Genomic DNA, 11,627 nt, shown 5'->3' on the forward strand with positions numbered 1-11,627 from the left:
ATAAGCTAAGCTTGTTCCCAGATATCGACGATATTTAGCATTGTTGATTCACCTAGCATTTTTTGCGCTTTTTTCCCTCTGAATTCTTTAACTCTTACGCTTATATCTATTAAGGTTTTGAAAGGGCCGTTTTTACGCTCCTGTAGAACTGCTTCAGCGATCACTGAAGCTCTTTTTTGGGATATTCCTGTGCTAGTTAGTCTACGCGATAATTCGACTACTTCCAGGTTGTTGAAAGCATCGAGTGGTCGAATTTTTTTCTGGGAAACCTCCTCAATTTTCTTTAACCTCTCATTGATTAATTTTGTAGTCTCACTATGTTTCTCATCTAATTCCTGTAAGCGATCTGTTATTCGTTGCTCTAATCTATTTATGCGAGCCTCAAGCTCTGTTGAGTCAGGGGCAACAGTTTCACTCTTTGAGCCATTGGTTACTTTTAACGCTTGAGCCTGCTCTACTATTAGCTTTTCACTTTTGGGTGAAATAACAAATGCATTAACCATTTCGCCTTTACGTGCATCCTTCTCTTGAGCCCTTACAGCAGCGTAGTACTCCAGATGACCATCAAGAACAACATATTTTTCTGGAGAAGTCATCTTTATGATTAGAGGTTTTACCAAGCCTCCAGAGTCTAGGATGATTTGAGCTAGGCCATCAAGTTTGGCTTCAGAGAAGCTAGAGCGCGGAACATCCGAATTAATACTTTTAACATCTATCAAGGAAAAATTGAACATTAACCAATACTCACTTTTTCTAAAACTTCTTGGGCTAGTGCTTCAAACTCTTGAGCAGATGGAGAGTCAATTTCAAACTCAAATATAGATTTGGGATCGGGAATTTCCAGATCTCCAATCAAGATAGTTTGATTAACACAATGTGAAAGAGCTGTTCTTTCAAAAATGATACTGTCCATAAGCGAGAGGCCATATCGTTCCTGAACAGCACTTCTTTGCTTTGGGAAAGTATGCTTGATGAATTGAGCATGTGTAGAGATTTTAGAAGGAAGAACACCAAGTATTGAAATAGGATTTTTCCCAATAACTTCTCGATACTCGTTAACTTGTTTTATGAATTCTTGTACGCTTGGTAAGCCTTGATTGGCAAAAGGCTTTAAATCAGAAGGAATGATCAGGTAATCGGCTGCAATTAAAGCAACTTCAGCATATAAATCTCTAGACGGAGGAGTGTCAATGATTACAACATCATATTCTTTCTCCACACGTTTTAATTTGGTAATAAGCCTGGTTTTACTGGCTCCTATCTGATTTAACTTGTATTGTCCATCTATTAAGCGGATATGAGAAGGAATGATATCAATCTCTGGGTTATTAAAATAGGATGTCTTTTTGACAACATCTGAAATAAAGTTGAAATCTCCTGATTCAAGTAAATGATAGACGTTGTTATCCTTTAAATTATCATCCTCTTCAAATTGAAACTTAACTAACCCTGCGGCGAAAGTTGTATTAGCTTGAGAGTCTATATCAATTAATAAAACTTTTTTGCCTTGTTTTCTCAAAGCTGCTGCTAGGTTTACTGAAACAGTAGTTTTGCCAACACCACCTTTGTTGTGATAAACCGCAATTGTTTTCATGGGGTACTTCCTTGGGGGATCTTGTTCTGTCGAAGCGGGGTTTGCCTTGAGAGTATCTTTACCAATAAGGCTTCTAATGTTATCAATTTTGGTGGCAACTTCTCGACCAAGACAGTTGAATCTTAGCTGGATGTCACTTCCAACTCGCTCAAAAATCCTGATTTCTTTACCATTGGTTAGCAGTCCATACTGAACGTTCAAACTAACCAAATATCGCTTGAGTTTTCGAACATGCGTGTCCAGATTTTGGTTGGGGCTTTTGGCTTCCATCACCACACTTAATGGTGAGTTATCATCCAACATAAAAGGAATGACTTGGGCAGCAAAAGCTAAAAAATCTAGACGAATACTACCGACCGCAACTTCTTGATACCAGCTATCCGGTGTGTAGCCCAGTTGAGGCAGCAAATATTGAACGATGAGCTTGCTTTCAACCTCACTTTCGTTACGGCAAAGCTCAGGATTGAAATCCAAGTTAAATTTTCCCCTGAGATACAGCTAGATCAGAAACAGCCTTATAGTTCCCGATTTTGGCTCAAGGTCAATCGTCTTTAGTAGAGTGGCGTTGCAAATATTCAATAAATTTAAATAGCATTTAGGGCAAGTAAACAAGCTTTTTACTATGACTAAAGCTAGTTAGTAAAAAGGTGCTACTTGCCCTAGAGCAAAATTTTGATCCTTAAATTAGAACAAACAGTTAATTCTAGAAGACTATTTAACTGCGCTTGAAGAGAGAGGTGAAGCGGTCTTTGACGTTGGCGATCGCCGATTGGAACGCATTAGCAACAGCTTGCTCAGGCTTCACGGCAATTTGGATCGGTTCGTCGCTAAATTCCTTCAATCGATAGCCGTATTCTAAATTGGCTTGATTCTTGCGGAGGATCGGAAACAGGCGGAATGCACCTTCGCGCAGATCTTTTTCGCTATCGTAGATCGCCATATTAATTTGGCTGCTGCGCTTCACGGCAATTGAGCCGACTGGGTACCACTGCTTTTTGTTCTGAATTCGCATATAGATATTGAACTCAGGCACCCCATCAGTCTTCATTTTGTCGTACTGCTTCGAGGCTTCAGTCCGCTTGACTGCCTTCTTAGAAACAGATTTTTTTGGGGTTTTCGCCTTACCAAATCCACCACTCGTCACAGCGATCGCTCCTTGCTCTCTTAAGGAAAGTTTACAGTATTTTCAGAAATGAGAGAACTAGCGAGAGTGCGGATATCTACCCGATCCCCATTACGCTAAGATGCTGTTTCTAGGGACTTCATAATCAGGTGAAAATCGGCAGCGATCGAGTATTCTTAAGGGTCAGAGTAGCGATCGCAACTAGCAAAGATTCCCCTGAGTAAAGTTTAAAGTTTGGTACCACTGCGCTTATGATCTGGACTGCATGTTATGTCGTAGGTGCCTAACCCCCTAGCCCACCCTGGCTCGGCCATGCATGACCCTTGAGAGGACGCAACGAATGGGATTTATCATCGCAACTGCAAACATGAAAGGTGGCGTTGGCAAAACGACCCTCACCATCAACTTAGCCACTGCCCTGGCCAAAAATCATGGCAAGCGAGTTTTAATTGTCGATCTTGACACCCAAATCAGCGCCACCCTCAGCCTCATGGCTCCCGGCGATTTTGCCAAGCTTCGCAACAATAAGCGCACCCTGCGACACCTAGTACATCGCGCCATTTATAGCGACAAACAACTGCCTAATCTCGTCCCCGAAGCTGTCCAAGCCTACATGTGTAATGTCAAAGGGTTGGATTTGTTGCCTGGGGACATCGATTTATATGATGAATTCTTAGTTTCTGAAATGCTGTTTGAAAAAGCCACAAAAGACAGCAACAAAAACTTTGAACAAGTTTGGAATAACTTTGAAAAAGGGCTTATTTCAAGTATTCTGCAACCTGTTCTGAAAGACTACGATTTCATCATTCTCGACTGCGCCCCTGGCTACAACCTTTTGACTCGCAGCGCTCTCTTAGCCAGTGATTTCTACGTTCTGCCTGCCAAACCCGAACCCCTCTCTCTAATCGGGATTCAACTTCTGGAACGACGCCTCGCCAAACTGCGAGAAACCCATAAGGAAGGTGCGCCAGTCCAAATTCAGCTACTGGGCATCACTTTTATGCTCTCTGGCAATATACTCACGAGTCGCTATTACAGCCAAGTCATGAAGCGGGTGAACGAAGACTACAGCGAAGCCAAAATCTTTAAGACTCGGATTCCTGTAGATGTGAATGTCTCTAAGGCCGTCGATTCATTTACCCCTGTGGTGCTCAGCAATCCTAGTTCATCGGGTGCTAAAGCTTTTGCGGGACTGGCCCAAGAATTTCTACAAAAACTCACGGTTGCGGCCCGCTTGGACCAGAAGCCCAGCAAGTTTGCCCTGGCCGACATGGAGTAAATCCTGGAGAGAAGATTTTAGGGGCTTAGCATTTGAGCCAAGATGAATCTATCAGCATCAGAAATTGCCACTCCAAATGCTAAGCCCTGAAATACCAAGCGCAGCAATCAGCTACACCGAACTCTCGGCGGGTTGCTTTTCTTTGGCGGTTTCTTGCACGCGCAGGGCGACTTCTTGCCCATAGGTAAGTTCTAGAATATGGCCATCTGGATCGGTGACAAAGGCCCAGTAGCCAATTGGGGGGCCTGCATCAGCGGGGCCGTTGTTGAGGCAACCTTCTTCTCTGGCTTGGTCACAGAGGCGATCGACGACTTCGCGACTTTCGCAGGCGACTCCTAGGTGAGCAGGCGGTAAAAGTTTGTGCTCAACGTTGGGTTCTTGTAGCAACACAATCACAAAGGGCCGCGTGTGGTCGGTGAGCCAAGCTACGTTCTCCCCGGTTTTGGGGTCAGTGCGCCGATGCACCGCTTCCATGTTGGCGTATTTGCCATAAAAGGCAATGCTGGCGTCCAAGTTGGTGACGGGCAAGGCCACATGGGTGAATCCAATATCAGTCATTTTTAGTTCAGATCTTGAGGCTTTACTTCACCACTATGGCGTGCAAGCCTGCCAGACGTTATCTTCTGGGAGATAGAACTATGGGCGATCGCAAATAAAGAACCTCTCCCCCAGCCCCTCGCCTCATAGGAGAGGGGAGTAAGAAGGAAGCATCTACAGTTTTTATCGTGGCTCAGTTCCCCCTTCCCTGCAAGGGAAGGGGGCTAGGGGGTTAGGTCAATCTAAAATTGACCTTCTAGGGCGGGTTCGCAGCGTTCGCAGAGTAGGGAATGGGCTGCTGATTCGCCAACGTGGGTGGAGTAGTTCCAGCAGCGATCGCATTTTTCGCCGTCGGCTTTCACCACACCAATGCCGAGCGCATCAGACTGAGAGCTGTACTGCAAGCCTTCGAGAGCGGCAGGGGAGTCGAGCAGTTCTACCTGGGAGACGATGAACAGGTAGCGCAGTTCGTCTACACCGTTGCCGTTGAGGCTGGTGGCTGGGTTCATGGTTTGGAGCTGTTGGCGTAGCTCTAAGTCAGGTACGTAGAGCAGCAGCTTGGCTTCTAAGGAGGAGCCGACCATTTTTTCGGCGCGGGCTTTTTCTAGTACTCGGTTAACTTCAGCGCGAATTTGCCGCAGGGCAGGCCAGGATTTAGCCAAGGCTTCCACTTCCCAACGACCTTCGAGGTGAACCCAACCCGCCTCGAACACCGACTTGTATGGGGTGGGATAGGGCAGGAATTGCCAGATGTCTTCGGCCATGTGGGAGAGTACGGGCGCGATCGCTCTAGCGAGATTTTCCAAGATGATCCGCAATACGGTTTGGCAACTGCGACGACGGAGGGCATCCGGAGCGCTGATGTAGAGGCGGTCTTTGGCGATGTCCAGGTAGAAGTTGGACAAATCGATGACGCAGAAGTTTTGCACCGTCTGGAAGAAGCGGAAAAACTGGAAGCTCTTGAAGGCTTCAGTGATTTCGTTGAAAACTTCGCTGGAGCGGTGCAGCATGTAGCGATCGAGTTCGGGCAAGTCTTCGTAAGCCACCGAGTCTTTGGTGGGGTCGAAGTCGTGCAAGTTGCCGATCAAGAAGCGGGCAGTGTTGCGGATCTTGCGATACACATCCGACATTTGCTTCAGGATGTTTTTGCCAATCAGCACGTCGGAGGAGTAATCCACGGACGATACCCACAGGCGCAGCACATCGGAACCGTAGGGAGGTTCCTCTTTTTGGTTCTTGCCGCCGTTGATCACGATCATCGGGTCTACGACGTTGCCCATTGACTTACTCATCTTGCGACCTTGCTCGTCTAAGACAAATCCGTGGGTCAAGACGGTGTTGTAGGGAGCAACGCCATTGGCGGCGACGCTGGTGAGCAAGCTGGACTGGAACCAACCCCGGTGCTGGTCAGAGCCTTCTAGATACATGTTGGCGGGGTAGCACAGTTCCTGGCGTTGTTTTGCGACTGCGGCCCAAGAAGAACCAGAGTCGAACCAGACGTCCATTGTGTCGGTGCCTTTGCGATAGCTGCGGCCATTGTTGCGGTAGGTTTCTGGCAACAATTCCTCGACCGGGAGTTCCCACCAAGCATCAGAGCCTTTCTCGGCAAAGATGGCTTGGACGTGGGCGATCGTTTCTTCGGTGAGCAAAGGTTCTCTGGTGGCTTCGTCGTAGAACACGGGGATCGGCACGCCCCAATTCCGTTGACGGGAGATGCACCAGTCCGATCGCTCAGCCACCATGGAGGTGATACGGTTTTCGCCTTGGGCGGGAATCCACTGGACAGAGGCGATCGCTTCTAGGGCTGCTTCCCGGAACCCAGACACCGAGGCAAACCACTGCTCGGTGGCCCGGAAGATGGTTGGCTTTTTAGTGCGCCAGTCGTAGGGGTACTTGTGAACGTAGGGTTCTTCTTTCAGGAGAGAGTTTGCCGCTTGCAAAGCATCAATCACGGCTTGGTTGCCAGGGCCGAGGACGTTTAAGCCTGCAAATGGGCCTGCTTCCTCGGTGAAGTCGCCGTTGTCGTCTACTGGCGCGAAGACGGGTAGGCCATAGCGCAAGCCCACTTGATAGTCATCTTGACCGTGACCGGGGGCGGTGTGAACCAGACCTGTACCAGATTCAGTTGTGACGTAGTCGCCACCCACGACAATCGGGCTTTCGCGATCGAACAAGGGATGGCGATAGGTAGAATGCTCTAGAGCTTGGCCTTTGAGCGTGGCTTTAATAGTGAGGGTGGTGCCTAGAACTTCTGAAAGTCGCTCTACCAATTCGGCGGCGACGATCAGGTATTTCGTGTCAGGGAGGCGATCGCTAGCTCCGACTTCTACCACCGCGTAGTTTAGCTTTGGGTTGACGCTGACAGCCATGTTGGCGGGGATCGTCCAAGGAGTTGTGGTCCAGATTGCCACTTTCAAATCTGGCAAATAGGGGCCAAAAGCTTCCTGAGCGGTGTCAGACAACCCAGTCATGGGGAAGGCGGCGTATAAGCTGCGAGAGGTGTGGCCTTCGGGATACTCCAGTTCTGCTTCTGCTAACGCTGTTTTAGAGCTGGGACTCCAGTAGACAGGCTTGCGACCACGATAAATATGACCTTTCAACACCATTTGCCCAAACACACCAATCTGAGCCGCTTCATAAGCAGGGGTGAGGGTCAAATACGGATGCTCCCAATCGCCCCAGATGCCATAGCGCTTGAAGGATTGGCGCTGGTCGTCCACGGTGGCGATCGCAAAGTCTCTGGCTTTGTGGCGCAGATCTAAGGGAGTCAGCTTTTGCCGCTCGTCAGGTTTCATGTTTTGCAGAACTTTCAGCTCAATCGGCAAACCATGACAATCCCAACCGGGAACGTAGCGAACTCTGCGCCCCTGAAGCAGGTGAAACTTATTGATAATATCCTTCAGAATCTTGTTGAGGGCGTGGCCAATGTGCAGCGAACCATTGGCGTAGGGAGGCCCATCATGCAGAATAAACAGCTCACCTGGATTGTTCTGCGACAGGTGCTCATAAATCTGGTGCTCTGCCCAAAACTGTTGCAGCTCTGGTTCGCGTTTGACAGCATTGGCGCGCATGTCAAAGTTGGTTTTGGGCAGATTGACGGTGTTTTTATAAGTTCCTGATTCTGTCACAGTCGGAAGCCAACGAAGGATAAAGGTCAAGTCTTGCTTCGACCATTATCCTTGACAAGCTCCCTATGCTTCAAGTTTAGTTTTCAGGATTTTCAGATGACTCTGAATTTTCAGGGTCGTGAGGCTGGGCCTGTTCTACCAAAAATGGGTTGGGTGGGTTGGGCCGCTTTAGCTCTGGGGTGTCCTCCGATGTCGCTTCGGACGCCGCGATCGCTTCCTCTACCGCTTCCGGCTCAACCAGCGTAAATGTTGCAGGTTCAATCGGCGGAGTATTGAGATCGATGTCTTCTTGCTGACGCTCAATTGGATCGCCGGGGCCAATCGGTTCAGCAGGTGGAGCTAAGTCAACTTCGGCTGCATCTACTGGGATGGCTTCGGCAGGCACAAAGGGATCACCAAGCGGGTTCTCTACCACTTCAAGGCCTGTAGCTGCCTGCTCCACTGCTTCTGGAGTGGCTTCATCTTCGGGGATCGATGCGGATACATCACCAGAAGGGGTAAAGCCAGTGGGTACCACTACGTCATCTAGCGCTTCTGGAGCTACTTCGGCGGCGTTGTTGAGCAGTGCCTCTTCTTCGTCAACGCTTAGCAGTTCGGCATTGGTCGTCGCAGTTGGTGTTTCGGCAACGGCTTGGCTGGGTGACTCTAGCAGTAAAGTCGGCTCGTCGTCACTCAATGAGGTAGGTGAGGTAGGTGAGCTAACTGGCGTTGGCGTTGCAGCTGCGGCAGTGGGGTCAGCCATGTCGTCCTCAAGCTCATCGCTCACCTCTGTGTCTGCTCCAGGACCCGACTTAGGCGGATGATTTAGCTCGATCATGGGGCGGCTGGGTTTCTTCTGACCAATCTTGGCGATCGCACCCTTCACCGTGTCAACCAGTCCTGACACAGAAGCTAAAGGGTTAGAGGTTGCTTTAGCGGTAGAAGTTGGTTGACTGCCACTGGTGCCGGAACCTACTACTTCAGTGGGTACCGTAGTCCCCGAACTAGCAGATGCACTGGTTGAACTGGGTGACTGGCCTGCGCCCGCACCTCCCTGCGATCGCTCTTTCACGCTATTGAAGAGACGGCTGGCTTGGTCCTTGAGTTGGGTCACGTTTTCGGAGGAAGAGAAGCCAATCAGCTTGTCTCGAACTTGCTGAGTGGTGCCTCGCAGGGCGGCTGGTGTTGCCTGGGCAGGCAGTTGAGTTTTTTGTTCAGCTGGGGCGAGATCCCAGCGCATTTTCAGGGTTTGCCAACCAAACCAACCGAGGAGGGCGACGCTTGCCGTCTGACCCAGTAGGACACCCCCGGTGATCCGTCCCGCACAGACCCATAGCACTAGGGCATAAAACAGAGCAATACCGCTCCAAATAAAATCGCTTTTGCGATGAACTTCTGGAAAGAAGAAAGCGGCCATATATAGAGCAAAGCTGCCAAGCGCGACAGCCAATGCCAGGATGTATGCAAGCATCGTGCACTCCCTACTGCATCTGACGACTACTCATTCAATCTACTGCCTTAATGTCTATTGTCTCTGACATGTTGAATTGTTAGGAACGCTGAATTGCCTTGGAGTTATGGCTGTAAAGGTGGCGAAGCGATCGCGTTGGCGTAACAATTTGTAGCGATCGCCTCAGCTTCATGAATGCTTTTTAGGGATAATCTCTCTGAATTTCTTTCCCTAGACAGACTTAAATCCTCATTTTTCCAGCCTTTTGCGGAGGCTCTTAATTTCTTCTTCCAGTACAACCTAAGGGGATCGGGCTACCCTGAAGGGGAATCACAGGCCCTGATACATGCAGAGTTGGTAAAAAGTGTTATGACCCAGCAGAGCTTTGGTCTCATTGGTTTAGCGGTTATGGGTGAGAACCTAGCCCTGAACGTTGAACGTAATGGTTTTCCGATTGCCGTTTATAACCGAACCCCAGACAAAACCGATGTCTTCATGGCACAGCGGGCGCAAGGTAAGCAAGTTAAAGCTGCCTACTCCATTGAAGACTTTGTAGCTTCCCTAGAACGGCCCCGAAAAATTTTAATTATGGTGAAAGCGGGGGCTCCGGTTGACGCTGTGATTAATCAGCTGAGACCCCTGTTAGAGCCTGGTGACATCATTATTGATGGTGGCAACTCTCTCTATGAAGATACGGAGCGGCGCACTAAGGAGTTAGAACCTTCCGGACTCCATTTTGTCGGCATGGGAGTCAGTGGCGGCGAAGAAGGAGCCCTGAATGGCCCCAGCTTGATGCCAGGTAGCTCTAAAGCTGCCTATGATGAACTCGCTCCCATCTGGACCAAGATCGCGGCCCAAGTGGATGATGGTCCTTGCGTGACCTACATTGGGCCTGGTGGGGCAGGGCACTACGTCAAAATGGTGCACAACGGCATTGAGTACGGCGATATGCAGTTGATTGCCGAAGCCTATGACTTGCTGAAAAACACTTTAGGCTTAAACCACACCCAGCTGCATGAAGTGTTTGCTGAGTGGAATACCACCGAAGAACTTGATTCTTATCTAATTGAAATCACAGCCGACATCTTCAAGAAAATTGATCCCGATACAGGCAATGCCCTAGTCGATGTGGTTCTAGATGCTGCTGCCCAGAAGGGGACGGGGCGTTGGACGGTTGCCAGTGCGTTAGAGCTAGGTGTTTCCATCCCCACCATGATTGCTGCCGTGAATGCCCGGATTACCTCTTCTCAAAAAGCAGAGCGGGTCGCTGCTTCTAAGGTACTGACAGGGCCAACGGGTAAGTATGAAGGTGATACCAAAACCTTCATCGGCAAAATCCGGGATGCTTTGTACTGCTCCAAAATCTGCTCCTACGCTCAGGGCATGGAGTTGTTGAGCGTTGCCTCTAGAGATTTCAACTACGGTCTGAACTTAGGCGAAATTGCTCGGATTTGGAAAGGCGGTTGCATCATTCGAGCTCGCTTCTTGAATAAGATTAAGCAAGCCTTTGATGAAAACCCCACCTTACCCAATTTGCTGCTAGCTCCAGAGTTTAAGCAAACGATTCTGGATCGACAAGACGCTTGGCGGGAAGTGGTGATTCAAGCCGCTAAATTGGGGATTCCTGTGCCCGCTTTTAGTGCTTCGCTTGACTATTTCGACAGCTACCGTCGCGATCGCTTGCCTCAGAACCTAACTCAGGCCCAGCGCGATTACTTCGGTGCCCATACCTACCTGCGAGTAGACAAGCCAGGAGTCTTCCACACGGATTGGACCCCAGCGGCTCAGGAATCTACCCAGACTTCCACGCCTGAAGTTCCTCTAGATGGTAAAGAGCCAGGAACTGTGGCACCGGAAGAGGTGAAAACTCAGGAAGCTCAAACGCAGCGCTAACCAGCCTCAAAGTTTGGCTCCTCCTCTCAATCCTATGCCTCCACTAGGGGGCATTTTTTGTGCTCTTGGTGCTCTGTTTTACTAGGGGCTAAGGATCTTTACCATTTTGAAGCGCTCCAGCTCTACGCCTTTACGGGTCACGACTTCAGTTTCTGTGATGTGATATCCCATTTTTGAGAAGAAAAACTTAGAGATGCGGCTAGCTTCAGTGTGCAGATGCTCTACTCCTCGTTGGATTGCATAGGTTTCTAGTTTTAGGTAAATCTTGGTGGCATATCCTTGCCGCGCCGCTTGGCTGGCTGTGTAGAGAAAAGCAATATGATTGAGCGGATTTAATTGCCCAAAAGCGAGTAATTGCCCCTCTGATACAGCAACCAATGTCAGGCCCTGCTGGAGCGATCGCCGGAATTCCTCGATGTCGTCAGGATAAGCAGACCAGACGGCTATTTGCTCAGCGTTATACGCCGTAGCCCCAATGCCAAGGACAGAGTCTTGGTAAATCGCCGCGATCGCTTCAGCATCGGTTGGTTGATAAGGACGAATAAACATAGTTTCTGAACTCGGATTAAGCTCTGCCCAGAGAGAGATTTACTTGGAAGTTTTAACGAATTAAAAGAGAAGGGCCACTAGTTGGCACAAGCAGT

General features: G+C 49.1%; 9 protein-coding genes. 2 read left to right on the forward strand and 7 right to left on the reverse strand.

The genetic code is table 11. The features are described from left to right. Window positions 1-5: 5 nt before the first annotated feature. The 3 genes from NDA01_RS12535 to NDA01_RS12545 all read right to left on the reverse strand — a co-directional run bounded on the left by NDA01_RS12535 (window position 6) and on the right by NDA01_RS12545 (window position 2,738). Window positions 6-734, reverse strand: a complete 729-nt coding sequence (locus tag NDA01_RS12535; RefSeq protein WP_348228194.1) for a ParB/Srx family N-terminal domain-containing protein — start codon at window positions 732-734, stop codon at window positions 6-8. Then, window positions 734-2,068, reverse strand: coding sequence for an AAA family ATPase (locus tag NDA01_RS12540; protein ID WP_348228195.1), 1,335 nt, complete (start codon window positions 2,066-2,068; stop codon window positions 734-736). The genes NDA01_RS12535 and NDA01_RS12540 overlap by 1 nt, the downstream gene beginning before the upstream one ends. Window positions 2,069-2,309: 241 nt before the next feature. After that, window positions 2,310-2,738 (reverse strand): HHL1-like protein, encoded by a 429-nt coding sequence (locus NDA01_RS12545; RefSeq protein WP_348228196.1) that lies wholly within the window; start codon window positions 2,736-2,738, stop codon window positions 2,310-2,312. Between the two features lie 319 nt (window positions 2,739-3,057). Here NDA01_RS12545 and NDA01_RS12550 point away from each other — a divergent pair, with 319 nt between their 5' ends. Continuing rightward, on the forward strand, window positions 3,058-3,996 hold the full coding sequence (locus NDA01_RS12550; protein ID WP_348228197.1) for a ParA family protein: 939 nt from the start codon (window positions 3,058-3,060) through the stop codon (window positions 3,994-3,996). A gap of 111 nt (window positions 3,997-4,107) precedes the next feature. Here the strand turns inward: NDA01_RS12550 and NDA01_RS12555 are convergent, their stop codons facing one another. From NDA01_RS12555 to NDA01_RS12565, 3 genes are all read right to left on the reverse strand, one after another. Next, window positions 4,108-4,554, reverse strand: coding sequence for a VOC family protein (locus NDA01_RS12555; protein ID WP_190432965.1), 447 nt, complete (start codon window positions 4,552-4,554; stop codon window positions 4,108-4,110). Window positions 4,555-4,775: 221 nt separating this feature from the next. After that, on the reverse strand, window positions 4,776-7,661 hold the full coding sequence (gene ileS / locus NDA01_RS12560) for an isoleucine--tRNA ligase (protein WP_348228198.1): 2,886 nt from the start codon (window positions 7,659-7,661) through the stop codon (window positions 4,776-4,778). A gap of 76 nt (window positions 7,662-7,737) precedes the next feature. Further along, entirely contained in the window at window positions 7,738-9,111 is a 1,374-nt protein-coding gene (locus tag NDA01_RS12565; RefSeq protein ID WP_348228199.1) for a Ycf66 family protein, read from the reverse strand. 348 nt (window positions 9,112-9,459) lie between these two features. Here NDA01_RS12565 and gndA point away from each other — a divergent pair, with 348 nt between their 5' ends. Then, window positions 9,460-10,983, forward strand: coding sequence for an NADP-dependent phosphogluconate dehydrogenase (gene gndA, locus NDA01_RS12570; RefSeq protein ID WP_348228200.1), 1,524 nt, complete (start codon window positions 9,460-9,462; stop codon window positions 10,981-10,983). A gap of 81 nt (window positions 10,984-11,064) precedes the next feature. Here gndA and NDA01_RS12575 read toward each other — a convergent pair whose 3' ends face one another. Further along, window positions 11,065-11,532 (reverse strand): GNAT family N-acetyltransferase, encoded by a 468-nt coding sequence (locus NDA01_RS12575; RefSeq protein WP_348228201.1) that lies wholly within the window; start codon window positions 11,530-11,532, stop codon window positions 11,065-11,067. Window positions 11,533-11,627: the final 95 nt, after the last annotated feature.

Origin of the sequence: Trichocoleus desertorum AS-A10 (genome assembly GCF_039962155.1) — a bacterium.
In the GTDB taxonomy this organism is placed as follows: Bacteria; Cyanobacteriota; Cyanobacteriia; order FACHB-46; family FACHB-46; genus Trichocoleus.

Coding starts and splice junctions, on each gene's coding strand:
- NDA01_RS12535 (WP_348228194.1), bottom strand. CDS start 734: ATGTTCAATTTTTCCTTGATAGATGTTAAAAGTATTAATTCGGATGTT.
- NDA01_RS12550 (WP_348228197.1), top strand. CDS start 3,058: ATGGGATTTATCATCGCAACTGCAAACATGAAAGGTGGCGTTGGCAAA.
- NDA01_RS12555 (WP_190432965.1), bottom strand. CDS start 4,554: ATGACTGATATTGGATTCACCCATGTGGCCTTGCCCGTCACCAACTTG.
- NDA01_RS12565 (WP_348228199.1), bottom strand. CDS start 9,111: ATGCTTGCATACATCCTGGCATTGGCTGTCGCGCTTGGCAGCTTTGCT.
- gndA (WP_348228200.1), top strand. CDS start 9,460: ATGACCCAGCAGAGCTTTGGTCTCATTGGTTTAGCGGTTATGGGTGAG.
- NDA01_RS12575 (WP_348228201.1), bottom strand. CDS start 11,532: ATGTTTATTCGTCCTTATCAACCAACCGATGCTGAAGCGATCGCGGCG.